Origin of the sequence: Bradyrhizobium lablabi, from assembly GCF_018129385.1 — a bacterium.
In the GTDB taxonomy this organism is placed as follows: Bacteria; Pseudomonadota; Alphaproteobacteria; order Rhizobiales; family Xanthobacteraceae; genus Bradyrhizobium; species Bradyrhizobium lablabi_C.
In genome coordinates this window covers 36,485-62,400 of record NZ_JAFCLN010000022.1, presented here as the reverse complement: position 1 = coordinate 62,400, position 25,916 = coordinate 36,485, and the positions used below count along the sequence as shown (strand labels likewise).

General features: G+C 64.9%; 22 protein-coding genes. 4 read left to right on the top strand and 18 right to left on the bottom strand.

Features of this window, described 5'->3' with window-relative positions; genetic code table 11:
- Positions 1 to 16: 16 nt before the first annotated feature.
- The 3 genes from JQ628_RS29600 to JQ628_RS29590 form a co-directional block, all read right to left on the bottom strand.
- Complete coding sequence (locus JQ628_RS29600) at positions 17 to 307, bottom strand: hypothetical protein (protein ID WP_212228650.1); 291 nt, start codon at positions 305 to 307, stop codon at positions 17 to 19.
- A 160-nt stretch (positions 308 to 467) separates the two neighbouring features.
- Positions 468 to 1,709, bottom strand: a complete 1,242-nt coding sequence (locus JQ628_RS29595; RefSeq protein ID WP_249128583.1) for a serine hydrolase domain-containing protein — start codon at positions 1,707 to 1,709, stop codon at positions 468 to 470.
- A 48-nt stretch (positions 1,710 to 1,757) separates the two neighbouring features.
- Positions 1,758 to 2,831: a hypothetical protein gene (locus JQ628_RS29590; protein ID WP_212228648.1), complete on the bottom strand. Its 1,074-nt coding sequence runs from the start codon at positions 2,829 to 2,831 to the stop codon at positions 1,758 to 1,760.
- A 189-nt stretch (positions 2,832 to 3,020) separates the two neighbouring features.
- Between JQ628_RS29590 and JQ628_RS29585 the strand changes: the two genes are divergently transcribed.
- Complete coding sequence (locus tag JQ628_RS29585) at positions 3,021 to 4,325, top strand: PQQ-dependent sugar dehydrogenase (protein WP_212228646.1); 1,305 nt, start codon at positions 3,021 to 3,023, stop codon at positions 4,323 to 4,325.
- A 21-nt stretch (positions 4,326 to 4,346) separates the two neighbouring features.
- On the opposite strand, the gene JQ628_RS29580 is transcribed toward JQ628_RS29585, so the two are convergent.
- Together JQ628_RS29580 and JQ628_RS29575 are read right to left on the bottom strand one after the other, a co-directional pair.
- The gene (locus JQ628_RS29580) at positions 4,347 to 5,279 is read right to left on the bottom strand and encodes a CobW family GTP-binding protein (protein ID WP_212228643.1); all 933 of its coding nucleotides are present in this window, start codon (positions 5,277 to 5,279) and stop codon (positions 4,347 to 4,349) included.
- Positions 5,280 to 5,281: 2 nt separating this feature from the next.
- Positions 5,282 to 6,772, bottom strand: coding sequence for an amidohydrolase family protein (locus JQ628_RS29575; RefSeq protein ID WP_212228641.1), 1,491 nt, complete (start codon positions 6,770 to 6,772; stop codon positions 5,282 to 5,284).
- A gap of 130 nt (positions 6,773 to 6,902) precedes the next feature.
- On the opposite strand from JQ628_RS29575, the gene JQ628_RS29570 reads away from it, so the two are divergent.
- Positions 6,903 to 7,802, top strand: a complete 900-nt coding sequence (locus JQ628_RS29570; protein ID WP_212228639.1) for a hotdog domain-containing protein — start codon at positions 6,903 to 6,905, stop codon at positions 7,800 to 7,802.
- A 29-nt stretch (positions 7,803 to 7,831) separates the two neighbouring features.
- Here the strand turns inward: JQ628_RS29570 and JQ628_RS29565 are convergent, their stop codons facing one another.
- The 6 genes from JQ628_RS29565 to JQ628_RS29540 all read right to left on the bottom strand — a co-directional run bounded on the left by JQ628_RS29565 (position 7,832) and on the right by JQ628_RS29540 (position 16,424).
- Complete coding sequence (locus JQ628_RS29565; RefSeq protein WP_212228637.1) at positions 7,832 to 10,672, bottom strand: ATP-binding protein; 2,841 nt, start codon at positions 10,670 to 10,672, stop codon at positions 7,832 to 7,834.
- A 301-nt stretch (positions 10,673 to 10,973) separates the two neighbouring features.
- Positions 10,974 to 12,539: an ABC transporter substrate-binding protein gene (locus JQ628_RS29560; protein ID WP_212228635.1), complete on the bottom strand. Its 1,566-nt coding sequence runs from the start codon at positions 12,537 to 12,539 to the stop codon at positions 10,974 to 10,976.
- A gap of 18 nt (positions 12,540 to 12,557) precedes the next feature.
- Positions 12,558 to 13,592: an ABC transporter ATP-binding protein gene (locus JQ628_RS29555; protein WP_212228633.1), complete on the bottom strand. Its 1,035-nt coding sequence runs from the start codon at positions 13,590 to 13,592 to the stop codon at positions 12,558 to 12,560.
- Positions 13,589 to 14,578, bottom strand: coding sequence for an ABC transporter ATP-binding protein (locus tag JQ628_RS29550; RefSeq protein WP_212228631.1), 990 nt, complete (start codon positions 14,576 to 14,578; stop codon positions 13,589 to 13,591). The genes JQ628_RS29555 and JQ628_RS29550 overlap by 4 nt, the downstream gene beginning before the upstream one ends.
- Complete coding sequence (locus tag JQ628_RS29545) at positions 14,575 to 15,468, bottom strand: ABC transporter permease (protein ID WP_212228629.1); 894 nt, start codon at positions 15,466 to 15,468, stop codon at positions 14,575 to 14,577. The genes JQ628_RS29550 and JQ628_RS29545 overlap by 4 nt, the downstream gene beginning before the upstream one ends.
- Positions 15,469 to 15,482: 14 nt before the next feature.
- Positions 15,483 to 16,424: an ABC transporter permease gene (locus JQ628_RS29540; protein ID WP_212228627.1), complete on the bottom strand. Its 942-nt coding sequence runs from the start codon at positions 16,422 to 16,424 to the stop codon at positions 15,483 to 15,485.
- 159 nt (positions 16,425 to 16,583) lie between these two features.
- Here JQ628_RS29540 and JQ628_RS29535 point away from each other — a divergent pair, with 159 nt between their 5' ends.
- Positions 16,584 to 17,630, top strand: a complete 1,047-nt coding sequence (locus tag JQ628_RS29535; RefSeq protein ID WP_212228624.1) for a LacI family DNA-binding transcriptional regulator — start codon at positions 16,584 to 16,586, stop codon at positions 17,628 to 17,630.
- A 106-nt stretch (positions 17,631 to 17,736) separates the two neighbouring features.
- Here the strand turns inward: JQ628_RS29535 and JQ628_RS35000 are convergent, their stop codons facing one another.
- Genes JQ628_RS35000 through JQ628_RS29510 form a run of 5 tightly spaced genes read right to left on the bottom strand, consistent with a single transcriptional unit; the run spans position 17,737 to position 23,372 of the window.
- Complete coding sequence (locus tag JQ628_RS35000) at positions 17,737 to 17,934, bottom strand: hypothetical protein (RefSeq protein WP_433996174.1); 198 nt, start codon at positions 17,932 to 17,934, stop codon at positions 17,737 to 17,739.
- Complete coding sequence (locus JQ628_RS29525) at positions 17,892 to 18,878, bottom strand: Bug family tripartite tricarboxylate transporter substrate binding protein (protein WP_212228620.1); 987 nt, start codon at positions 18,876 to 18,878, stop codon at positions 17,892 to 17,894. Before JQ628_RS29525 ends, JQ628_RS35000 begins: the two co-directional genes overlap by 43 nt.
- Positions 18,875 to 20,512, bottom strand: a complete 1,638-nt coding sequence (locus tag JQ628_RS29520; protein WP_212228612.1) for a hydantoinase B/oxoprolinase family protein — start codon at positions 20,510 to 20,512, stop codon at positions 18,875 to 18,877. The genes JQ628_RS29525 and JQ628_RS29520 overlap by 4 nt, the downstream gene beginning before the upstream one ends.
- Positions 20,509 to 22,137: a hydantoinase/oxoprolinase family protein gene (locus tag JQ628_RS29515; protein WP_212228602.1), complete on the bottom strand. Its 1,629-nt coding sequence runs from the start codon at positions 22,135 to 22,137 to the stop codon at positions 20,509 to 20,511. The genes JQ628_RS29520 and JQ628_RS29515 overlap by 4 nt, the downstream gene beginning before the upstream one ends.
- A complete protein-coding gene (locus JQ628_RS29510) occupies positions 22,134 to 23,372 on the bottom strand; it encodes an NAD(P)/FAD-dependent oxidoreductase (protein ID WP_212228600.1) in 1,239 nt (412 codons plus the stop codon). Before JQ628_RS29510 ends, JQ628_RS29515 begins: the two co-directional genes overlap by 4 nt.
- Before the next feature lie 89 nt (positions 23,373 to 23,461).
- Between JQ628_RS29510 and JQ628_RS29505 the strand changes: the two genes are divergently transcribed.
- Positions 23,462 to 24,376 carry a LysR family transcriptional regulator gene (locus JQ628_RS29505; RefSeq protein ID WP_212228599.1) on the top strand — a complete coding sequence of 305 codons (915 nt, stop codon included), beginning with the start codon at positions 23,462 to 23,464 and terminating at the stop codon, positions 24,374 to 24,376.
- Positions 24,377 to 24,420: 44 nt separating this feature from the next.
- On the opposite strand, the gene JQ628_RS29500 is transcribed toward JQ628_RS29505, so the two are convergent.
- Both JQ628_RS29500 and JQ628_RS29495 read right to left on the bottom strand, forming a co-directional pair.
- Positions 24,421 to 25,107 carry a TetR/AcrR family transcriptional regulator gene (locus JQ628_RS29500; RefSeq protein ID WP_212228598.1) on the bottom strand — a complete coding sequence of 229 codons (687 nt, stop codon included), beginning with the start codon at positions 25,105 to 25,107 and terminating at the stop codon, positions 24,421 to 24,423.
- Between the two features lie 90 nt (positions 25,108 to 25,197).
- Entirely contained in the window at positions 25,198 to 25,914 is a 717-nt protein-coding gene (locus JQ628_RS29495; RefSeq protein ID WP_212228595.1) for an ABC transporter ATP-binding protein, read from the bottom strand.
- Between the last annotated feature and the right edge of the window lie 2 nt (positions 25,915 to 25,916).

Sequence of the window (25,916 nt, the reverse complement as noted above, 5' to 3'; positions counted from 1 at the left end):
GCTCGCGCCCCGCGCTCTACGCCGGCTGCTCATCGGTGTCGTGTTTCAACCCACGCATGAGGAAACTGGTGCGACGCACGGATTGCTTGAGCACCGCCTGCGCGGCCAAGGCCACCTCGCGCGAGAAATGGATGTCGATGGTCGCCGCGCAATATTCCGACCGGGCCCATCCCCGGAGTTCGTCGCCGACAATCTCCAGCACCTCAAACCCCAGGAAAACGGCGTCGTATATCTCCCGTCCGAGCGAAAGATTGAGCTTTGCCTGGATGGCGAGCTGTTCAATGTCCGTAAGCCGAAACGACGTCATGGAAAAAATCCCCGTAGCGCAAATTAGTCTGCGCTTCGGGCGAAAAGGTTCTGCCTGCGGATATGCGTAGTTTTCCGGGAAGGGATAAATTTTTCGGGAATAAGAAGCTGGCAGCGGAGTTATACGCTGATCGGCCTCGTGCTATTTTCCCGCAGAGGTTTCATGCCGGTTTGAATGCGTGACACACGCCGCGTTCGAATTGCCGATAAGCCGCAAGCGCCTGCCTGTCGGCAAATGGCAAAACCTGCATCATAATCACACCGGCCACCCGCAACGTCGGATCGATCCAGTAATAGGTGTTGTACAGGCCGGCCCAAGTCAGGCTGCCTGCCCTGCGTCCGTCGGGCACCGGATCGATGTTGATCATGCCGCCGAGGCCCCAGCGCAGATGCACGCCCGGGAAAAAATCAACGTCGTTCGAAAGCGCTGCATTTTCCGTCTTCAGGCGCCCCGCCTCGATGTTGCCGATCTGGTTCTTGCCCATCAGTGCAACGGTCTCCGGCCGCAGGATGCCGGCGCCGCGAAAATTTCCGCCGTTGAGCAGCGCCTGCAGCAGCGTGAGATAGTCCGGCGCGGTCGAATAAATGCCGCCGCCACCGGAGAACGAGATCGGCTCGTTCAGTTTTTCGAACGGCTGCGCTACCAGCTTTCCGTCCGCGCCATGCCGGTGCAGGCTCGCCTGCCGCGCGCGCTGCTTTTCCGTGATCGTCGGCGACGTGTCGTTCATGCCGAGCGGACCGGTGATGTTCTCGCGAATGTAGCGGTCGAGCGGTTGTCCGCTCGCGATCTCCACCATGCGGCCGACGCGGTCGATGCTGCCGCCATAGGCCCAGCGCGTGCCCGGCTCGAACATCAGCGGCATGCGCGGCAGGTCCTTTTTGCCGCGCGCGGCCTTGAGGTAGCGCACGACGTTGGCGTCCCACAGCGGATAGCTCAGGCCCGACGTGTGCGTCAGCAGGTGACGCAAGGTGACCGGCTTGTGCGCCGGCTGCAATTGCGGCGCGCCCTTCGCGTCAAAACCGCTGAGGATTCTCGGGGAAGCCAGCGCCGGATCGATATTGCCGGCGGGCTCGTCCAGCTTCAGCCTGCCGCGCTCCACAAGCTGAAGCGCCGCGACCGAGGTGAGCAGCTTGACCATCGAGGCGATGCGAAAAACCGTGTCCGTCGACATCGGCGTCGCCGTCGCCATGCTGCGCAGGCCGAATGCCCCTTCGTAGATCACCGATTGCTCGCTCGCGGCCATCGCCACAATGCCGGGGACTTCCTTCGCGTCGACCCTGGCTCGTAGCGCGGCGTCGATTTCGCCGGTTTGAACCGGCTTGCGCGACCGCGCCGCCAAGGCCGGCGAATGCACGGACGGCAACATCCCCGCCGAGGCAAGGGCCGCGCTTTGCAGCATCATCTGACGACGGCTAAGCCATGATACCGATCGCATCCCGTGCACCAGATCCTATCGCGTCTTCGTTTCCTCGTATTTCGACAGCGCGGTCTCGAACTTCTTGTTGAACAGCCACATCCCGTCCATGATTTCACGCATGGTCGCAGACGTCCTGGCGCGATCGGATTTTCCAAAGGTGAAGACGCTGTTATTGCGCAGATATCCCATCACGGTGGGATCGGAAATCCGGTAGGCAAGAAGATTGCCCGACCGCAGCGCCGATTTCGTCGGCGAGGGAACGATCTGGATCAATTCGAAGAACTTCATCTGGTCGATCGGATCGGGCAGCGTCTTTACGATACCCGGAATCTGCGTGAACAGCTCGGCATGCGCATTCATCAGGCCGTTGCGCACGCCGGTCCAATGATTGTACCGGCGGTCCATACTGCCGGCGCGCGCCTCTTCCTTGTCGTCGCGCGCGATCAATTGCGGATCGAAGGCGGCAATCGAGCTCTTGATGGCCGCCCATTTCCGCTGGCCGCTCTGATCCTCCGGCACGCCGGTCTGGTAACTGCCCTTGTACTTGTTCGAACGCGCATTGCCGATGTTCTGGTAGCCGTTGGTTTCGGCATAGAACATCCCGACGCTGATCCGCGCCGCGATCTCCGCGTTGGCGGCGTCCAGCCCTTTTGCCCGTGCGATGGCTCTCGCGAGATCAGCGACATCCTTGATCGGCGTGGCTGAGTTCTGCGCATTGGCAGGCGGCGCCTGCATGACCTCGAAAACCTTCAGATACTCGTCGATCAGCGGCTCGTTGTCCGCGTCGAAATAGGCCGGCGGCATTCCGAACTTGTTGGACCTTCCGATCCGCGACGGCTGCGCATCCGTTAGATCCTTGTAGCTGCTGATCACGTCGTTGCGCGCGAGATAGACCGCCTGCCCCGGCAGGTTCGGCAGCGCCTGCTTCGCATCGATCTGCGCGCGCCGCTCGCGCAGGATCGATTTGAAGCGGCTGAGCGCACTGTTATAGGCAGCGAGCGCGTCCGGCTGTTTGTTCTCGGCCGCAGCAGGCTGCGCCACGGCAGCTGATATGAAGCCGACACCGCCGGCCGATGCGAGAACGACGGCAAGAGACAACGCCAACATAGTCGGGCCACGAAAGGACATTGCAGAGCCACTCGCAATGAAATGACGAGTGCTCGTGTAAACGAGATTCTGCCGTAATTCCAGACCTCGGCAGCCATGATACACGGTCACTTGAGGTCGCGATGGTGGACATTTGACGCGAAGGCCGACACATATGGCGGCGGGCGGTGTGCGCGACAGGAGAATTGCATGACATTTTCAAGCCTCTTTGCGCGGCTGGTCGCGCTGATCGGCGGCGTCGCGCTGCTGTGGCGCCGGATGCAGGGCGATGCGCCCAAGCCGGCCTGGGGCAGCGCGCCGGTGATTCCGGCGGCAAAATCGCAAGGCGCCATCCCGACGCTCAAGATGCCGACCGCGAAGGGCTGGAGCGAGGGGCAGAAACCGGTCGCCGCGCCTGGGCTTCAGGTCAACGCGTTCGCTAGCGATCTCGACCATCCGCGCTGGATCGACGTGCTGCCCAATGGCGACGTCCTCATCGCCGAGTCGACGCAGATCGCGGGAACGCCGCGCAACGTGTTCCACTATGCGATGCAGGCGACGATGCGCCGTGCCGCCGCGCTTGGCGTCAGCGCCAACCGCATCACGCGGCTGCGCGATCGCGACGGTGACGGCGTTGCCGAGGAGCGCGGTATCTTCATGGAAGGACTGAGCCAGCCTTTCGGGATGGCGCTGGTCGGCAGCACATTCTATGTCGGCAACACCGACGGCGTGGTGGCCTTTCCGTATACGGCCGGCGCGGATCGCATCACCGCCACAGGCAAGAAGCTGATCACCTTCAAACCCGCCGGGCACTGGACGCGCAGCCTGTTGGCGAGCGCGGATGGCAAAAAGCTCTATGCCGGCGTCGGCTCGCTCAGCAATATCGGCGAGCTGGGCATGGAGGCCGAGGAAGGCCGCGCAGCGATCTACGAGCTCGACCTGGAGCGTGGCACCAGCCGCATTTTTGCCAGCGGCCTGCGCAACGCCGTGGGGCTTGCATGGGAGCCGAAGACGTCGGTGCTCTGGACCGTCGTCAACGAGCGCGACGGTCTCGGCGACGAGACACCGCCGGACTATTTGACCTCCGTGCGCGAGGGCGGCTTCTACGGCTGGCCCTATTGCTATTGGGGCCAGACCGTCGACGATCGCGTGCCGCAGGATTCCGCGCTGGTGGCCAAAGCCATCACACCCGACTACGCGCTCGGCGGCCACACCGCCTCGCTCGGCCTGTGCTGGATGCCGGCGGGCACTCTGCCCGGCTTTCCCGAGGGCATGGCGATCGGCCAGCACGGCTCCTGGAACCGCAGCACGCTGAGCGGCTACGCCGTGGTGTTCGTGCCGTTCGAGAATGGCAAGCCGTCAGGACCCGCGCGCGATATCCTGACGGGATTTCTCGCGACGGACGAGAAGGTGTCCTACGGACGGCCGGTCGGCGTCACGCTTGGTCCCGATCGCTCGCTGCTGGTCGCTGACGATGTCGGCAACGTCATCTGGCGCGTGACAGGCGCCAAGTAGATCACAGAATGGATCGGCCTCTCACGCGGCCTCGGTGCACGCTTCCATGACCTTGTCGATCTCGGCCTTCGAGAGAACTCCGAGCTCGGCAATGAACACGATCCGCGCGCGCGGCACCCCGGGCGCCAGCGCCTCGCCTGGCGCCAGCGTCGCGCGCCCGCCGGCGAGCTGGAACACCATCAACCGCCCGGGCTGCTCCGCTGTCTCGAACAATCCCTTCGCCCGCGCGAGCTTTGGCGCCAGCAGCCCGATCGCCTGCTGCAATCGCGGGAGCGACACCGGCCGGTCGGATGTCCAGCTCAGCGTCTCGAAGCTGTCAGCCGCCGGCCGTCGCGGCCCCACTTCGCGCGGCGCCGGCACGCGATCTGCATCCACGGGAAACAGCAGCGCAGTTGGGACCTCGCCGTGCAGCGCGTCGACCACCACAGCGGCAGGGCGTAGCGCGCGGGCGGCATCGCGCAGTTGCGCGCGAGTGACTGCGTCCGCCAGATCCACTTTGTTCAGAGCGACCACATCGGCCGCGCGCAACTGAGATCGCAACAGCGCATCGTCATTCAGTGTCTCCGCGCGTGTCGTCGCGTCGAGCACGCACAGCACGGTTTCAAGCGGCGCTTCCTGCCAGATCAGGGGATCCATCAGGTTGCGCACGATATCCGCGGGATCGGCGACCCCGCTGGTTTCGATCACGATGAACTCCGGCCGCGGGTCGCGCCGCAGCAGGGCGGCGAGCGTACGCAGGAGATCGCCTTCCAGCGAGCAGCAGATGCAGCCGTTGGCGAGGCTCACCACGCCATCGCTGGCCCCGGTGATGAGTTCGGCATCGATGTTGATCGCGCCGAAATCATTGACGACGGCGGCGATGCGCCTGCCTTCCGCATGCGCCAGCAAATGGTTGACGACCGTGGTCTTGCCCGCGCCGAGAAAACCAGTCACCAGCAGGATCGGGACCGGCACCATCAATCCGCGACAATGGGCCGGCGCACCGGCCGGCCGGGCCTTGCCGCCACATCCAGCACGCCGTCTGATATCAGCGGCTGGCCGCTGACGATGAGATGCCGCACGCCTTCTGACGGACGGTTCATCGCCGAGAAGGTCGCGCGGTCGCTCAGGGTCTCGAAATCGAACACGACGATGTCGGCATCGGCGCCCGGCTGGAGCCTGCCCTTGGCGCGCATCGCGGGCGTGCTGGCGGAAAGAATCTCCGCCGGGATCAGCGCGCATTTGCGCACGCCTTCCAGCAGCGACAGCGCGCGGCGCTCGCGCACCCACTCTCGGATGAAGCGCGTGAAGCAGCCGGCCGAGCGCGGATGCGAGGTGGCATCATCGGGCAGCGGCCAGGCATCGCCGGTGTAGGCCTTGCCGTCCGACAGCGTCCAGGGCATCGCGTCAGACGCGATCGCGCCGCCCGGATACAGCACCGACATGTCGAGCAGGTCGCGATGATGCGGATTGTTCTCGGTGTCCAGGATATGCCACAGCACCAGCGTCGATGGTTCCTCCTTCTGCGCCGCCAGCAGTTCCTGCCGATCACGAAAGCGCCGGCCATCGGTCACCCGCTGCACCGAATCGTAGCCAAGGCCGTTGCGTTCCTCGAACTTGGGGTCGCTGAAGAAGGCCGCGGCCAGCACAGTCGAGCCGGTGCCGTAGGGATAGGCTTCGACCGTAATCGGAAGGCCCTGGGCCTGCGCCTTCTTGATCAGCGCCGCGCAACGCTCCACGTCCGTCTTGCTGGACGAGTTGAAGTGGCAGATGTGCATGTGCGCGCCGGTGGCGCCCGCATAGCCGATCAGACGGATATAAGCCTCGGCCGCGCTCTCGGGATCGATGCGGGACATGTAGGCGACATGGGTGAAGGTTGCGACATTATGTGCGGCCGCAAGCTGGCACACCGCGGTCAGCTCCTGCACTCCGGCGCCGGGCGCATAGGCGTTGAGAATGCCGATGCCGATGCCGCCCTCGTTCAGTCCGCCCGCCAGGCGATCCAGGATGCCGGCGATTTCCTTGTCGCTGGCGACATTGTCGATCCAGCGGCGATCGCGCATGGCATTGCCGAATGCCTCCAGCGAGCTTTCCGCGTTGGAACCGGTCATCGCGCCGATGCGCGCAAAGGCCCAGTTGGCGGCGGCGCCGTAATTGAGCACGCGGCCCTTTTCGGCCTGCCGCCGATACCAGGACGCAACCGGCAACACGCCTGCCTCGAGGTCGAGCGTCGTCGTCACGCCGTCGAACGCCTGCATGCGATCGGCCGGGATCGACTGGCCGTGCGCGTGCAGATCGATGAAGCCCGGCGCCACCACGAGCCCGGTCGCGTCGATCACGCGCTCGGCGCTGCCGAGGCCCGTACCGACGGCGGCGATTTGTCCATCCACCAGTGCCACATCGCCGATGGCATCCATCCCGCTGGCCGGATCCACCACCCGGCCGCCGCTGATCACCAAGCCGCCCATGTCGTCACTCCCGCAAGCCGCCGCGAATCCAATAGAGGCAGATTTTCCTGACCACAACCACCTCCACCGATGCTGATGTCGCATGCGCAAGGCTACACAATCCATCGCGGGAACATGCTAAACGGCTGCCATGTCTGAAATCTCGACCTATGACGGGCAACCGCTGCCGTTCGAACAACTCGCGAAAGCGATCGGGGAACGCCGGTCGCTCTATGGCCGCGCCAGCGGACTTCGCATCGACCGTGCGGAACGCGGCGAAGCCTGGTCCAGCCTGCCCTACCAATCCGTCTTCGCCGGCGACACCGGTTCCGGCGTGATCCACGGCGGCGTGGTTACCGCCATGCTGGATGAAAGCTGCGGCATGGCCGTGCAGCTCGCGCTCGACGGCAGCCGCGCGATCGCGACCCTCGATCTGCGCATTGACTACCAGAAGCCCGCCAAACCCGGGCTCGACATCAAGGCGCATTCGATCTGCTATCACGTCACGCGCTCGATCGCCTTCGTGCGCGCGACCGCCTACCAGGAGACTGAGCAGGATCCGGTCGCCACCGCCGCCGCCTGCTTCATGGTCGGCGCCAACCGCGCCAACATGCTGCGCGACAGATCGGCCTACGAGGTACCGGTTCTCGACGCGCCCGAGGACAATTCAGGCCCGTTCGCCAACAGCCCGTTCGCCCGCTGCCTCGGCATCCGCGTCACTGAGGACGGCGTGCTGCACATGCCCTTTTCGCAAAGGATCATCGGCAATCCCGTTCTGCCCGCCATCCACGGCGGCATTACCGGCGCCTTCCTGGAGACCACAGCGATCGTCGGCGTCGCACGCGAACTCGGCATCGCGACACCGCCCAAGCCGATTGGCCTCACCATCAACTATCTGCGTTCCGGCCGCGCGCTGGACAGTTTTGCGAACGTCTCCATCGTCCGGCAGGGCCAGCGCATCGTCGCGTTCCAGGCGCAGGCTTGGCAGGAGGATGCGACGAAGCCAATTGCTACGGCGTTCGGGCATTTCAGGCTGAGACAGCGAGAATAGGGAGCATGACTCCCGCGCCAACACCGAACTCAGCTTGCGCTGGATGCCAAGGATTCTTCCAGAAATCGTCTTGCCGTTTTCAGATCCACCGTCTCGAGCCCCTCACTGAACCGGCCATACACGGATGACAACGCCGCCCAGGCTTTCTCGGGATGCTGACTGCGATAGAGGCGAGCGAGTCCGAGCGTTGCCCGAAGCTCCCAGGCCAGGGCCGATTGGCTTTTCGCCAGATCGATCGCGCGGAGATACGCCGCTTCTGCACCTGCTTGCCCCTTTGCGTTGAGAATTTCGGCTTCGAGGCGCAAATATTCCGGCATGAACATCGTTTGACCGTTTTGATGCATGTCCGCAACGCGCTCGTCGATATGGCGTTTGGCATCCTCATGGCGGCCAACGCCCACAAGGGCTTCGATCAGGCCGAGCGCATGATAGGCCGGATTGTAGCCGGACAGACGCACCCGTTCGAAGCTTGCCTCCAGCGCCGGTAAGGCGGGACCTGCACCCGCAGTCCGGAATAACAAGTCGGCCTCAAAGGAATCTGCGAGTTCAGGAAATGGCCGTATCGCATGCGCGACGCTCGTCTTTTTCAGATGTGCGGCGATTTTCCGGGCCCACTCCCAATCGCCGAGCCACGAGGTCACGACGGATGCCTGATAACAGGCCATGACGATGATGATCGGGTCGCTCTGGCGTTCCGAAAAATCAAGCAGCCGGCGCGTGGACGCGGCGGCTTCGCCTGGCTGGCCAAGAAGCCACAGAATACGGGCCGAAACAGCGACCGATCGGACGCGCTGATCCAGACCATATTTCAGCGTGTTGATCTTTTGGTCGAGCGGAGCGTTTTGCAGAACGGCCCGGAAGCAGGCTCCGGCCTTCGCCTGGTCTCCGGCGTAATGAAAGGACTGGCTCAGCATTGCGTTCGCCATGGCGCGCGCGACTGCATCGTCCAGTTCTTCGGCAATCTGCAAGACTTGCACAGCCACCGGCATGGCCGCCTTGTGCTTTCCGGTCCGGGTCAAGTAGATATGGTGGCCGCCGAGCGCCCTGATCTGCGCATACTGGTCCTTCAGCTCGGCGGAGAGAGCGATCAACGCGTCGATGGCGCGAAGAGACGTGTCGGTGTTTCCGAGCATCACGACACAGGATTGAGCGTAGGCGGATCGCAGCATCAGCTCCTGGCGAGTACGGCGCTGCGTGGCGTTCATCGCATCCAAGGCGCGTGAAGACCATTCGTAAGCTTCGGCCATCAACCCGAGTTGCATGAAAAACATGGAGGCTCCGGCGCCGACATGAATGGCCAACGCAGTGTCACCATCCTCCGAAAATGCCCATTGCAGCGCCGCGCGCACGTTGCCGATCTGATCCTTCTGGGCCGGATACCCTCCTTCGGCAAAGGTCTTGTCCTTGTCGGACCACATATCGTCGAGCGAGCCAGCAAAATATTCCGCATGCGCTCTTGCCGCTCGAACATACTCGCCGGCTGCGCGCAACTCTTCCATGGCATAGATACGGGTCGTTTCCAGCAGCCGATAACGCGCGACACTTCCGCTGATGTCGGCTGAAACAAGCGATTTGAAAACCAGATTTCCGAGATGATCGAGGAACTCGGCCTCCGTGCTTCCACCGTCCTCCGCTACGGAGATCGCCGCAGTCAACGTAAAATGACCGGCAAATATGGCGAGCCGCCGCAGGATAGTCCGCTCGGATGGACCAAGGAGCCCGACGCTCCAGTCGAACGTGGCGCGCAGTGTCCGATGGCGGTCGGGAGCCGTGCGCCTGTGCAGCGACGGCAGCCTGAGCCCGTCCTCCAGGTGCGCGGCCAACCCGCGCAATCCAAATATCGCGACGTAAGCCGCGGCGAACTCGATGGCCAGCGGAATTCCGTCAAGCTTGCGGCAAATCTCGCCGACCACATCGGCGTCCGATTCTTCGAGCTTGAATTCGCCCGAATGGGCGGTTGCGCGTTCGATGAATAGCTGGGCCGCCGCGTAGCCGTCCAGATCCGGCAGCGTCAAGTGCCGCGACGAGTCCGGCATGTTGAGGGGCGTCAACAGGTAGACGTGCTCGCCCTCGGTAATCAGGGGCTCACGGCTGGTCGCCAGTAGTTTTACACCAGGCGCGCCTTGCAGCAGCGCAGATGCCAAACGCGCTGCATCCGAAATCAGGTGTTCGCAATTATCGAGTATGACAAGCAGCTCTTTATTCTGCAAAGCCTTGACGAGGCCCGGAAGCGGATTCCTTTCCTGCGTCGGAATACCCAGAGTGCTCGCGAGCGCATTGGGCACAAAGTTTCCATCCGCGATCGAAGCAAGATCAACCAGCCAGACGCCGTGCTGGAAGTCGGCCAGCAAATCTTCGGCTACAGCCAGCGCAACCGACGTTTTTCCAATCCCTCCGGGGCCAACGATGGTGAGCAAGCGGTGCTGACCGATCTGCCCGACCAATTCGGCAGAGGCGGCACCCCGCCCGACCAGTCTTGCCGGCGCCACGGGCAGGTTATGCGCGCCTCTGGCGGAGCTTTCTTTCGGTGGTGGAATGTCCAGGCTGTCGGACGACGTCGATGCGACAAGACTGTAGCCGCGCCCCGAGACCGACAGGATATATCGCCGGCCGCCGGTCCCGTCGCCAATCGCCCGACGGAGCGCCGAAATAGTCACCCTGAGGCTGCCCTCATCAACACGGGCGTTCGGCCACACCCGTTCCATGAGCTCGCCCTTGCTGACAAGCTCACCGGAACGCTCGGCAAGTGCGATCAAGGTATCGAGGGCACGGCTTCCAACGCGCAGCGTTCGGTCACCTTCAAGCAGCAAGCGCTGGTGAAGGAAGAGTCGAAAGGGACCAAAGCGGACGACGTTCTCAGCACCACGCATTCGCACGTCCCTTGTATCCTGAGATCGATGCTCGGGGCCAAAAGCAGATGGCGCTCCCTGAGGAAATCGACGGCTCAAGGAAAAGCGCAGATCATACAAGCACAACTCGGCTTGATTGCCAGGAGACTGATACCACCTGGGTATACCACCATCAAGCTGGAGAAGCCGCGTCAAAGGTATCTCGGCCGTCGGTTTGGCCGATTGATCTGACTATCAATTATCTTCGTTACGGCCGCGCGCGCCAAGGCAACGAGCCGGGCGACCTGAGCGCCGCGAAACCCGACGCTCAGGTCTGCAAGCATCACTTCTTGGCGATGTTCCAATAGACCGGGACCGCCGCCTTCAGGATGCCGTCGACGTTGCTACGCACGGCACGCACCAGGTAAAGCTGCGCCGCTGGCCAATAGGGCACGTATTCCACTGCCCGAAGCTGGAGTTCGGTCGCGATCTTCTTCTTCTGCCCGGCGTCGGTCGCCAGTGCGAAGTCGCTGCGCAGCTTCTCGATCGTCTCGTCGCAGGGCCAGCCGAACCATGCCTTCTCACAGTTGGCGCGAAGGGCGAGATGGCCTACCGGCTCGAACATGTCCGCGCCCGTCGGCCCCGACATGAAAAGCGACCAGCCTCCCTTGTCGACGGTCTCCTTCGAGGCGCGGCGTCCGACCAGCGTGCCCCAATCCATCGCCTGCGGTTCGACCTTGAGACCGATCTGCCGCATCAATTGCTCGGCGACGAGGCTGAACGTGTTGGTCGGGCCGCTTTCAGTGGCGTGCAGCACCACGACCGGCGTACCGTCATATCCGCTCTCGGCGATCAGCTTCCTGGCCTTCTCGAGATCCGGCTTCACCCAGCCCTCTGCCGTGAAGTAGGGCGATGAGCACATGAAGAAGCTCGGGCAGTTCTTGTAGAGTTTTGGATCGCTGACATAGGCCCGCGCAAACTTCTCCTGATCGATCATGTAGCTGATCGCCTGACGGACCTTCTGGTTGTTGAAGGGCGGCACCGCCGTATTCATGCGGAACACCATCTGCATGCCCAGCGTATCCTGCGGCATGGTCTTGATGTCGGGATTGCCCGCGAGCGTCGGCAAAAAGTCCGGCGGCACTTCCTCGAAGAGGTCGATCTCACCGGCCTGCAGCGCGTTGAGCGCAGTCTGCGCATCCGGAATGTAGTGCCATTCGACGCGATCGACCTTGGCGATCTTGCCGCCGGCCAGGCCGTTCGCCGGCTCCTGACGCGGCTTGTAATCCGGGTTCTTCACATAAACCACCCTGGAGCCCGGGACCCACTCGTCCTTCTTCATGATGAAGGGACCCGAGCCGGTCGCATCGGTGATCGCGGTATCAGCCGGGGTTGCGGCGATTGCCTTCGGCATGATGAACGGCACGTTGGAGCTCGGTTTGCTGAGCGCCTCGATCACCAGGCCCCACGGACGCTTGAGCTTCAGCTCGAAAGTCTTTTCGTCCTTGACGGTCAGGCCGTCGCTGACGGAGGCAAGCTGCTGGCCGAGGCCGTCGCGCTGCCACCAGCGCTTCAACGAAGCGACCGCATCTTCCGCAGTCACCGGCTGACCGTTGCTGAAGGTCAGGCCGCCACGCAATGTGAATGTGTAGGTGAGCTGATCATTGCTGACCGACCACGCTTCAAGCATCTGCGGCTGTGCGGCCAGTTGCTCGTCCAGCGAGAACAGCGTGTCGTAGACCATGTAGCCGTGGTTGCGCACCATATAGTCGGACGTGATGACGGGATCGATCTGCTTGAGATCGCCGAACGGCCGGATCTTCAGAACCGTCTCGGCGCGGGCGGGCGACACGGCACCCAGCAAGCCTGCCGCGACGACGACGGCAAACAGTCTATTCGGCGCTTTCATTTCGGTACTCCTCCCGTTTCACTGTTTTTGAACGACTGCAATGTCTTCGGCCGCGCCGGGGCGCGAGACGTTCGGCGGCGGCAGTGATTGCGAATGATGGCAAGCGACGAAGTGGCCGGCCGCGATCTCGGTCATCGGCGGCGCCTGCTGCGCGCAGATGTCCGTGGCGAAGGGACAGCGCGTCCGGAAACGGCAACCGGAAGGCAACGCAGCAGCGCTCGGTATCTCCCCTTCGAGCGGCAAACGGCGGCGGCGATTGCGCGGATGGGTCACCGGCACGGAATCGATCAGTGCGCGCGTATAGGGATGCGCCGGCGCAGCGAACATCGCCTCTGCCGGCGCCTGCTCGACGATCGCGCCGAGATACATCACCGCGACGTCGTCGGCGAGATAACGCACCACGGACAGATCGTGCGAGATGAAGAGATAGGAAATCCCGATCTCCCGCTGCACGTCCTTCAACAGATTGAGGATCTGCGAACGGATCGAGACGTCGAGCGCGGCGACGGCCTCGTCGGCGACGATCAGCGACGGCTCCGCCGCGAGCGCCCGGGCGATGCCGAGGCGCTGGCGTTGCCCGCCGGATAGATGGTGCGGCAGGCGGGAATGGAAATGCTGCGGCAGGCCGACCTGATCGAACAGGCGCAAGACCTTGCGCTGGCGCGAGACGGCATCGCCGATGCCGAAGTTCAGGAGCGGCTCCTCGACGATCTCGGCGGCCGTCATGCGCGCATTGAGACAGGCGAACGGATCCTGGAACACCATCTGGATCTGCCGGCGCTTGCGCCGCAGCGTCTCACCGGCGAGGTCAGTGAAATCCTCGCCGTTGACGCGGACGGAGCCGGCGGTCGGTTTCAGGAGACGCACGACCAGCCGGCCGATCGTCGTCTTGCCGCAGCCGCTCTCGCCGACGAGACAGAACGTGCGGCCGCGTCCGACTGCGAAGCTGACGCCGTCGACAGCCCGCAATTCGCGCCGGCCGAAGAGTCCGAATGGACCTTTCTGCGATGTGAAGACCTGCGTCAGGCCGGAGACTTCCAGCACCGCGCTCATGCCGGCATCTCCTCGTCAATCCTGCCAAGCCAGCAGGCCGCCTGATGCGGGCCTGCGCCGGACAGCGGCGGCATTTCGGAATGACAGACCGGCATGGCGGAGGCGCAGCGTTGACGGAACGAGCAACCCGTACCGAGCGATGCCGGGCTCGGGACATTGCCCGGAATTTCCGCGAGACGATCCCGGCTGCCGCTGTTGAGCTGCCGGATCGCGCCAAGCAGGCCGCGCGTATAAGGATGCGCCGCGCGGTCGAAGAGATCGTTGGCGCTCGCCTGCTCCACGACGGTGCCGGCGTAGAGCACGACGACCCGATCGGCCATTTCTGCAACCACGCCCAGATCGTGCGTAATGAGCAGCACCGACGTGCCGAACTCGCGGCGAAGATCGTCGATCAGCGTCAGAACCTGCGCCTGGATGGTGACGTCGAGCGCTGTCGTGGGTTCGTCGGCGATCAGCAAGGCCGGACGAAGCGCCAGCGCCATGGCGATCATCACCCGCTGCCGCATGCCGCCGGAGAGCTGGTGCGGAAACTCCTCTGCCCGCCGCCGCGCGTCCGGAATGCGTACGAGGTCGAGGAGTTGCAGCGCCTGCCGCAGCCCGTCGGCTTCAGAGACGCCGCGGTGTTCGACAATCACCTCGGCGATCTGCTGACCTATCCGCTGCAGCGGATTAAGCGACGTCATCGGCTCCTGGAACACTATCGCGATGCGGTCGCCGCGCAGCCGCCGCATTTCTTCGGCGCGAAGCGAGAGGAGATCACGCCCCTCGAAAAGGATTCGGCCGGAGGAGACCTGCATGACCTTGCGGTTGAGCAGGCCGATGATGGACAGCGCCGTCAGGCTTTTGCCGCAGCCGCTTTCACCGACCAGGCATAGCGTTTCGCCCGGATCGATCGAGAAGGAGACATTGCGGACCAACGAAACCGGGACGGCTCCCGCATTGAGCGTGACCCCGAGATTCTCGACGGAGAGAAGCGGAGCGCTCATCGCACCTCACCTCCCTGAAGGCTCGGGTCGAGCAGGTCGCGCAGCGCATCGCCAAGGAGATTGGCGGCGAGCACGGTGACGGCGAGCATCAGCGCGGGAAAGCCGAGAATCCACGGCGCTATCTGTAGGAACTGCCGGCCCTCCGACATCATGTTGCCCCAGCTCGGCACGTCAGGCGGCGTACCCGCACCGAGGAAGGACAGGATCGATTCAAGGATCATCGCCGACGCAAAGACATAGGTCGTCTGCACGATGATCGGCCCCGCCGCGCCGGGCAGGATGTGCCGGCGAAGGATTGTCGTCGCGCGCCCGCCGCAGGTGATCGCCGCCTCGACATAGACCCGCTCGCGCAGTGTCAGGACGCTCGCGCGCACCACGCGCGCCATGCGCGGAATTTCCGGCACGCTGATCGCGGTGACGATCACGAAGGGCGAGGCGCCGATCAACGCGACGAGCGCGATCGCGAGCAGGATTGCAGGGATCGCCATGACGGCGTCCATGGCCCGCATGGCCACCGTATCGACCGCGCGGAAATAGCCGGCGATGACACCGATCGTCACGCCGACGAGGGTTGTAACAACAGCAACGGCCATCCCGACCGAAAGCGACACGCGCGTTCCCCACAGCGCGCGGGCGAAGACCGAACGGCCGACCTGATCGGTGCCGAACGGCTGATCGAGCGACGGCGGGCTCAGTCGGGCAAGCGGATCGAGCGCCGCCGGATCCGGGGTAATCCAGGGGCTCACCAGAGCGAGCACGCCGAAGGCGAGAAGCAGGCCGCAGCTCGCGGTCAACATCGGCTGGCGCAGCGGGAAGCTTGCGATGCGGCCGGGCCGGCCGCTGCCGATATCCGGCTTCTCGATCCCGCCTGCGGTCGAGGTGATCGTCATCTGCCGCCGTTCCATCAATACCGGATCCGCGGATCGACGACGGCATAGAGGATGTCGACCACGAGATTCACGACGACATAGACCCCGGCGAAAAGCAGGATGAGCGCCTGTACCACCGGATAGTCGCGCCGAAGGATCGAGTCGGCGGTGAGCCGGCCGAGACCTGGAATGCTGAACACCGTTTCGGTGACGACGACGCCGCCGAGCAGCGCCGCGAACCCGATGCCGACGACGGTGATGATCGGCACGGCGGCGTTACTGAGCACGTATCGCGAAATGATCTTGCGCCCCGCGAGTCCCTTGGCGTGTGCGGTGCGAACATAGTCCTCGCGCAGGACTTCCAGCACCGCCGCGCGCGTAACCCGCGCGATCAACGCGATATAGAGGAAGGACAGCGAGATCGCCGGCAGCACGAGCGAGTGGAGCGAACCTAACACGCCATGGGACAGTGGCCTGTAACCCTGCACCGGAAACCAGCGCAGGCCGAGCGCCAGTGTGTAGACGAGAACAAACGCGACAACAAAGACAGGCACCGAGAAGCCGAGCACGGCGCCAGCCATTGTCAGGCGTGCAATGAACCCCTTGGGACGATAGGCCGCCACCAGACCGAGCGGGACCGCAACGACAACCGCGATCATGATCGTCATCAGTGAGAGGATCAGCGTCGGCTCGATGCGCTGCGCGATGAGCTGCGAAACCGGGATGCGGCTGAACAGCGACAGGCCGAAATCACCGCTCAGCATGCGCCCCATCCAGGTAAGGAACCGCTGTAGCAGCGGCAGATTAAGCCCGAGCGCCTGGCGCACCGCCTCCACCTGCTGCGGCGAGGCAAAGTCACCGGCAATGAGCACGGCCGGATCGCCGGGCGCCAGACTGAGCAGCAGGAAGACGAACACCGCGACCGCGAGCAGCACGGGAATGGCTGCGAGCAAACGGCCCAGGACGTAATGGGTCATGCCGTACCTCCCGCTCCCCCTTTTTCTTATGTTAAACGTTTTTTGTAGTAAGCACGGTCTGACATCATCCGCAATACCCTTTTAATAAGCTATGGAAATGGGGCTTGTCGATCGCGCATCTGCCCGATAAAAAAACGTTTAACAGAAGAGAGGGTGCTGATGTCCGCAGGGCCTTTGCCCACCATCCACGAGGTCGCGCGGCTGGCCGGCGTTTCAGTCGCCACAGTATCGAAGACGCTGAACCGCTCGGGCAAAGTGAGCGAGGTCCTTCAGGAACGCGTCAACGCCGCAGCGCAGAAGCTCGGCTATGCACCGCATGCCAGTGCGCGCAGCTTGCGGAGCGGCGCGACGCGCATCCTCGGCCTGCTCGTTGCGGACCTCGCCAATCCCTATTTCCTGAGGCTGGTCGAGAACATCGAACGGCTTTCGAGCGCCGCCGGCTATTCGGTCATTCTCTGCAACAGCGCCGAGGATCCGGCACGGGAGGAGCGGCATCTGGCGATGCTGCTGTCGCAGCGTGCCGACGGCGCCATCGTCATTCCGACGCGCCGCGGCTGGAACGGGCGCCTCGCTGCGCTGTCGAGTCTGCCGATGCCCGGCATCCTGGTCGACCGGCGGATCGAGGGGCTCGATCTCGATTCCGTCACCACCGACAATGTTGCGCTCGGGCGGCTGGCGGCGGAGCATCTAGGCGATCTCGGCCATCGACGCGTCGGCGTGATCATGGGTTCACCCGAGCATCAGATCGCGCGCCATCGCCTGGATGGCTTTCGGACAGGGTTCGCCGAACGCGGCGTGACGCTCGACGAGCGGCTGATCGAGAAGAACAACTTTTCGGAAATGGCCGGCCATGCGGCTACGCTTCGGCTGCTGTCGCGCTCCGACCGGCCGACGGCAATCTTCGCGACCAACAACCATCTGGCTCTCGGGCTGCTGCGCGCCGTCGGCGAACGCGGCCTGTCCATTCCCGACGAGCTCTCCGTCATCGCGGTCGACGAGTTGCCGTGGGCCGGCCTCGTGCGCCCCGGCCTGACCGTCGTGACCCAACCGTCCGAGGCAATCGCCGAGACAACCGTTTCAACCCTCCTCAAACGCATCTCCGAAGGCCGGTCCGGCATGAACGAGGACGACGGCGAGCGATCGATCCAGTTGCAGCCGGCGCTCGTGGTGCGCGGCTCCACCGCCGCCATCCGGGAGCAGCCATGAACGATCTGTCCATTCCCGCGCGTTGATCGGCGCATCCACTCTGGGCAATAGCTCTCTCTCAGCCAATCGCCTCATCGAACCGCAAGCGCGATCCGCCATTCGTTTCTCAAGTCGGGTCCGCGCGCAACATCGGTAGCACCAATTCGGCGTAGTCGTCGCTGACCTGCTCGGGCGAGAGCCTGCCGCCCGCGGAAAACCAGTTCAACACGGAAACGCAGAGCAAGACCGCGGCCACTCTGGTTATGCCGATACGGCGCTCGTTCAATCGGCCTGGACGCCCGAGGTCTTCACAATCGGCGTCCACTTCTTCACCTCGCTCGCGACAAAGGCCTTGAACACCTCGGGCGTCGTGCCTTCGACGATGAAGCCCTGCGCCGCAAAGTAATCCTTGATGTCGGAAGACTGCATGGCCCTGTTCGCTTCCGCGCTCAGCTTTTCCACCACCTCGGGCGGCGTGCCGGCCGGCGCGAACAGGCCTTGCCATGAAAGCGCCTCGAAGCCCGTCAGCCCTATTTCATCCAGAGTCGGCACGTTCGGCAGCTTGGGAAGCCTTGCCTTCGAGGTGACGGCCAGCGCGCGAACCTTGCCGGCCTCGATCTGCGGCAACAGCACCAACACGTCGCCGAACGTGACCTGGATTTGACCGCTCATCAGGTCGGTGAGCATGCCGGCGCTGCCGCGATAGGGAACGTGCACCATCGAGACACCGGTGGCCTGCTTGTACATCTCGCCGGTGAGATGCATCGACGTGCCGTTGCCGGCCGAGCCGTAACTCAGCGCATCGGGTTTCGATTTGACCAGAGCGAGAAACTCGGCCGCACTGTTCGCCTTCACGTCGGGGTTGACCGCCAGCACCAACGGGGCACTCACCATCCTCGACACCGGCGCAAAATCCTTCAGCACGTCGTAGGGCAATTTCGCGTACAGCGCCTGCGCGATGGCGTTGCTGCCGGTGACGCCCGCCAGCAGCGTGTAGCCGTCGGGCGCGGATTTGGCCACGAAGTCGGCGCCGATGGTGCCGCCGGCGCCGGGCTTATTGTCGACCACCACCGGCTGGCCCCAGGCCGCGGCGAGCTTGTCTCCCAGGCGCCGCGCGAGCACGTCGGTGCTGCCGCCGGGCGCGAAAGGAACGACGATACGGATCGGCTTGTTCGGATAGGGTGCTTGCGAATGACCCTGCGCAGGCAGGAGCACCGCAACGCAGGCCAACGCCAGCGTGGCACAGCGCGGAAACGGGAAACGGATCATGGGCAACTCCTTGCGAGTGGGTTCGCGGATGCAATTGGAGCGGGACAACCCCAGCCGCCGCCGCCAGCGGTTTCGATGATCAGCCGGTCGCCCGTGGACCATGCGATGCGGGCGCGCGCAGGCAAGATCTCGACCGCGCCGTCCACACGCAAAATCCGGGCCACGGACGTTGCGCCGGCCCCGCCGCCTCGAGCGCCGCGCGCACGGCCGACATGGCGCTCGCCGCGATAGGCGATCGAGCCCTCTCCTTCGAGCAGGCGATAGATGCGCCGCACGCCGTCGCCGCCGCATTGCATGCCGGCGCCGCCGCTGCCGCGGCGGATCTCGTAGCATTCGACACGCAGCGGCGCTTCGGCCTCGATCACCTCCACGGGGGTATTGCGAGCGTTGCCTACGTCGGTGGAGACGCCGGCGCGGCCGGGCGCGTGGACACCGGCGCCAGCGCCGCTGGCGATGATCTCGGTGAACATCCAGCGCCGCCCGTCCATCCGCGTGCCGCTCAGCGCGAGCACGGTGGCCACGCCGGCATGCGGCGCCACGCCGGTGCCGCTTGCCGACTGCGACCAGGCGCCGAGAATGGCGTTGCAGGCCAGCTTCACGGTAGCCGTTCGCGCATTGACCGCCGCCGGCAGCGCCGGATTGACCAGGCTGCCGGGTGGAAGCTTCAGCGTCAACGGCACCAGGCAGCCGGCATTGTTGGGGGCGTCCGGCGCCAGCGTGCGCATGAAGAAGAGAGCCGCCGACAGCATCGCCGCCGGCGAGGCGTTAAGCGGCCCCCGCACCTGCGGCGCGGTCCCGTCGAAGTCGATCACCAGCGCGTCACCTTGCTTGGATAGCCTCACGGCGATCCTCACCGGCGCGGTGTCGACGCCGTCGCCGTCGAGTTGATCGTGCCAGGTCCATTCGCCGTCGGGCGCGGCCGCAAGGGCGGCGCGGGTCATGCATTCGGTCTGCGCGATCAAGGCATCGCAAACCTCGGCAAAACGAGATCCGGTGTGACGCGCGATCTGCCTCAGCTCGCGCGCGCCTTGCGTCAGCGCCGTCCACTGCGCTTGCAGGTCGCCACGCAAATTGTCTGGCGTGCGCGAGTTGGCGGCCAGTATGGCGTCGATGTCGGGCAACACGCCCTCTGCGCTGCGCCAGCGCACCGGCGGCAAACGCAGGCCCTCCTGGTACACTTCGTTGGCGTCGGGCGGGATGGAGCCGGCGGCCATGCCACCCACGTCCTGATGATGCAGGTTGGCCGCGGCCAAGGCGATCACTTCGCCATCATGGAAAACGGGGTGTACCAGGGCGAGGTCCGGCAAATGAGTGCCGCCGGACCAGGGATCGTTGAGCAGATAGGCGTCTCCTTCGGACATCGCTGCGAGCGGAAAACGCGCGAGCACACCGGCAACGGCGGGGATCAGCGATCCCAGCAACAGCGGCAGCGAGCGCGCCTGGGCAAGCAGGCGTCCGTCCGGCAGAAACAACGCTGCGGCACAGTCGCCGCTCTCGCGGGCGATCGAAGAAACCGCAGCGCGCATCATGCCGTCCTGCATGCGGTCGGCCGTGCCTTGCAGCGCCAGGCGCAGCGGCTCCATGCACAGGGCGATGGCTGGATCGCGTGCGATGTCGCGCGCGCGCGGCATCATGCCTGCGCCTCCAGCGTCAGCATCCGGTCCGGCGTCAGCCGCCAGGACCAGCCTGCCGGGACCCAGACGGTGGTCATCGGCGCAAACAACGAATGTGGTCCCTCGCCTTGCGGTGGCAGCGAATCCCACGGGCTTTCGTTTGCCACCACGCGGACGTCGCCCTCGTCCGGACTACAGAGCATGCCCAGCGCCGCCATCACGCCGGCGTGCGGCATCACCAGCACGCGGCGCATGCCGGCCAGCTCGGCGACTTCGGCCGCATGCTGCGCGCCGCCGCCGCCTATCGCGACGAGCACCGCATCTGCCGGATCCAGGTTGCGCTGGAAGGCGTGAGTCTTGAGCGCCTCCGCCATCCCGGCTGCGGCCGCGCTCACGACGGCCTCGGCCATTCGAGGCACCGAAAGACCGAGCGCGCCGGCCACATCGCTGAGCGCGATCTCGGCGGCGGCGCGGTCCAGTACGATCCCGCCGGCCAGTCGGGACGGCAAGCGGTCCAGTACGCACAGCGCATCGTTCAGCGTGGGCAAGTCACCGCCCAGACCAAAGGCAGCCGGCCCGGGCCAGGCGCCCTGCGAGCGCGGGCCGAGGCGCAGCGCGCCGCCCGGCAGCACCGACACGACGCTGCCGCCGCCGAAGCCGATGGAGGTGATATCCGCGCAGCGCTGGCGGATCGGCAAGCCTCCGCATTCCAGCGCTTCGGCAAAGGTCGGCCGGCCGTCCAGGAGGAGGCTGATGTCGGCACTGGTGCCCCCGACATCCAGGCTGATCGCGGCACCGGAACGGCATGCTCCGAGGCAAGCGGCCACGCCCTGTAGCGCCGCGCAGGGACCCGACATGGCAAGGCCGATCGGCTGCTCGGCCAGATCACGCCAGGGCGCGGTGCCGCCCGCCGATCGCATCAGATGCAGCATCGGCAGACCGCGCATTCTCAGTGCGGCGGCCAGCGCGTGCAAATAATCTGCTGCCAACGGTTTGGCATAGGCGTCCAGCGCCGTGGTCAGCCAGCGCTCGAACTCCCGCACTTGCGGATCGACCTCGCTGGACAGGGAAACGTACAGGCCCGGAAGGCGCGCATGCAGCGCAGCACGCAGCGCGCGCTCATGTACCGGATTGCGATGCGAGAACAACAGACCGATCGCCAGCGCGCGCACGCCCGCGGCGCTCACGGCATCCGCAATAGCGTCCACCGCCGACAGTTCGAGCGGCTCCACCTCACGACCCTCGGCATCGATGCGCCCGCCTATTTCGAAACGCAGCGATTCCGGAAACAGCTTTGTTTCGGGCACGGCCGGCATGATCACCGGCTCATACAGTTCCTTGCGGTCCTGGCGCGCCAGCACCGGCACGTCGCGCATGCCGCGCGTCAGGACAAGGGCCACCGGCGGCTCGTTCAACTCCAGCAGCAAGTTGGTGATGACGGTGGAGCCGTGCACCACGCGGTCGATGTCGCCGGACACGATGCCTGCCTGCGCGCACAGTTGATCGAGGGCCTCGACGACCGGCTCCGCCAGCCGGCGTCCGGCGCGCGGATATTTGAGCGCCGCGATGCGCCCGTCGCCATGCAGGGCCACGGCGTCGACGAAGGTGCCGCCCATGTCCACGGCGACGGACCAGGGAGCGTTCAATTGAATCGCTCCGGCGAAAAGGGCGTCAGGTCCACCTGCGTCGGGCGTCCGGCGACCAGATGCGCGATCTCGCGGCCGGTGGCCGCCCCCATGCACATGCCCATATGGCCGTGGCCGAAGGCGAGCCAGGCGTTATCGGCCGCGCGCACGGGACCGACTACAGGCAGACTATCGGGAAGACAGGGACGATGGCCCATCCAGCGTGTGAAGGACGATGTGTCCAGGTGCGGGAATAACTGCTGTCCCTGACGAAGCAGCGCGTCGGCGCGCGCCATGTTGGGCGCCGCTTTCAGGCCGGCGAACTCCACCGTGCCGGCCAACCGAAGGCCCATGGCCATCGGGTTGACCATCAGGTTGTGCTCCACCGCCATCACGGTGTGGCGTAGCGTCAGGTTCGAACTCTGCACGGTGATGTGGTAACCGCGCTGCGTCTCCAGCATCACCGGGCTATCGAGCGCCGCTGCCAATGCGCCCGACCAGGCGCCGGCCGCGACCACCACGCCATCCACCGGCAGCGGCTCGCCCTGCTCCAGCATCAATGCCGTTACGCGCCCGCCCCGACGCTCGAAACCGCGGACGCGGTCGCGTACGTGGCGCGCGCCGTCACCGATGCAGCGATTGTACAGCGCCTTGACGAGGGCGGACGGGTCGGAAGTAGAGCCGTTCTCGGGCGCCAGAATGCCGAAGCGAAAACGCCCCTTCAGGTCGGGCTCGAGACTTTCCAGTTCGTCCTGTTCCACGTCCTGCATCCGCACGCCCAGCGATCGCCGCAGGTTCATGCCCCAGGCCCACTGTGCCGCCGTCTCGCGGGAGGAAAACACGTACAGGCAGCCGCTACGCCGCACCAGCTCCCGGGCATCGGCATGGGCGAGCAGCGGACCGTAGCAGTCGAAGATCGGCGCCAGCAGCGAACGCAACGCGGTGGCGATACGTGTCACCTCTTCGCGCGACGAATGACGGAGCATGCGCAGCAGCCACGGCACCACTTGCGGCGCATAGGCCCAACGTACCGTCAGCGGGCCGAGCGGATCCAGCAGCCAGCGCGGCACCTTCTTCCACATGCCCGGCATGCCTACCGGCAGGCAGGCGCTGGGCGAAAGGGAGCCGGCATTGCCGAAGGAGCAGGCTTCGCCCGCGTCCAGCGGGTCGACGAAAGTCACGGCATGACCATCGCGCTGCAGCCATGCCGCGGTGCAAGCGCCGACGATTCCGGTCCCTATGACGACAATGTGCATGGCGGGGAATTCTGGAAAATAATTCCTTCATCACACAAGCCAATTCTTTTAATACCGTCATCAGTATTTCTGATACGCGAGGATACTCGATGCGGCCCGCAATTCTTTCCACCCTCAGCCTGCGCCAGATGCGCGCCTTCGTCGCAGTCGCTCGGGCGGGCAGCTTCACGGCGGCAGCGCGACAGATCAACCTGACGCAATCGGCCGTCAGCATGCTGATCCAGCAGCTCGAGGAGACGCTCGGCCTTAAACTGTTCGACCGCGGCGCGGTCGTGTTGTTGACGGCGGCCGGCCAGCAGTTGCTCCCCTTGGCGCGCCGCATTCTGGATGACCTGCAACAGATCGCAGAGGGCGCTTCGGACCTTCGCTCCCTTCGCACCGGCCTGTTGCGCGTGGTGGCGCCGCAGATGCTGGCGTGCACGTGGGTGGCGGCAGTGCTGGGCGAGTTCGAGGCGGCTCATCCCGACGTCGGCCTCCGCGTCGCCGACGCCATGGCGGACGAAGTGGTGAGCATCGTGCGCCGGGGCGAGGCGGAACTGGGCGTTGGCCCCGAGCGCGCCACCGGCGAGGATGTAACCAGCACATTCCTGATGGATGTCCCGATCCGAGTGGTCTGCTCGGCGCGGCACCCGCTGGCGCAGCAACGCGCCGTCTCATGGAAGAAACTGCGCGACGCGCGCTGGGTCATTTATTCCAGCGAGTTCAACCGGCACCTGGAGCGCCTGCTGCATGAGCACGACAGCTCGCTTTCCATGCAGACCGCCGTCGAGGTCAAATATCTCACGACCGCTTTGGCGTTGGTGGGCGTAGGTACCGGCCTGGCAGCCGTTCCCGACTACGGACGCGTGTTCGCGCCGAATTTCGGCGTGCGCTTCATCAAGCTGCGCGCCCCGGAAATCCAGCGCCGCTACTATATCTATCAGCGGCGCGGGCTCGTGCTCTCACCGCCCGCGGAGGCGTTCGTCAAATTGCTGCGCCAACGCGCGGCACGCAGCGGCGGATGAATCCATGCAGGAATTTGCGAGCGCACAGATACGCCATTCGTTTCTCAAGTCGGGTCCGCGCGCAGCATCGACAGCACCAAATCGGCGTAGTAGTCGCCGACCTGCTCGGGCGAGAGCCTGCCGCCCGGGGAAAACCAGTTCAGCACGGAAACGCAGAGCGAGACCACGGCCACCTTGGTTATGCCGATATCGGCCGCGTGGAAGCTGCCATCCTCGCAACCCGCACGAATGCAGTCCTCGAACAATTTTTCGATGGCGTCGCGATATCGGAGAATCTTCTTGCGCTGGGCTGCATTCAACGAATGAAACTCGAAATTGGAGACAAACATGGCCGTGCGCATCGCCGCGTGCGAAGCGACGTGCACCTGGACCACTCGCCGCAGCCGCTCCGCCGGCCGCCCCCGCTCGCGCGCGGCGGCACTGACCTGGTCGAATACCCACTCGGACATGAGGGTCACGACGGTATAGAGCAGTTCCTCCTTGGAGTGGAAGTGAACATAGACCGCAGCCGGACTGAGCTTGGCCTTCCTGGCAATATCGCGGGTGCTGGCGGCATGAAAGCCGGTCTTGGAAAAGCTGTCGACGGCCGCCAGCAGAATGCGGCGAATCGACGGGCTTTCGATTCGACGGTTGAACAGGTCGGCGAGATTCCGGACCACGCCTCCGGAATTCATCGACGATTCAGCCGTCAATCGTTCTACGATCGTTCGCTTCTTGATGCCAAGCCCCATGGTCCAGTCATGGTAATTAGTCGCGCTTCGATAAGCAAACGCTTAGCGGAGACGCATTCACAGCGAAAATCCAGGCCCGCAGCCTCTCCCTCAGTGCAGCGGCGGACGCGACAGCAGAGCGTCGGCCGCACGCTCCTGATCGGCGAGCTCCGCGCCCGGACCGCTGCCGACGATATCGCCGCCTTGCAGCACCACATAGCGATCGGCGAGGCGCGCCGCAAATCGATGATTTTGCTCGGCCAGCACCACGATGAGGCCGATTGCACGCAAGGCGGAGATGACTTCCACCAGCCGATCGAGGATGACGGGCGCCAGCCCCTGCGACGGCTCGTCCAGCAACAGCACCGAAGGGCGCCGCGCAATCGCCACCGCAATCGCCAGCATCTGCTGCTCGCCGCCGCTCAACAGGCCCGCCGTCTGGCGCGCGCGCTCGGAGAGGATGGGAAACATCGAATGCAGCGATGCCTGCATGGCGGCTCGTTCCGCCGCCGGCAGCAAGCGCAGGCCGAGCTGAAGGTTCTCCTCGACGGTGAGCGGCGAGAACAGGTTGCGGCGTCCTTCGGGCACCAGCGCAAGCCCCATCCGCGCCCGCTGCCGGGCCGACGTTCGTTGCAGCATCCGGCCGGCTATACCGATGTCGCCGCCGCCGGCGACCGTGCCGGCAAGCGCGCCGAGCAGCGTGCTCTTGCCGGCGCCGTTCGGCCCGAGCACGACAAGGAACTCGCCGTCCGCCGCGGTGAAGGACACGTCGCGGCAAACCTCGATCCGGCCGTAACGCGCACTGAGATGTTCCACGTGCAGCGCCATTG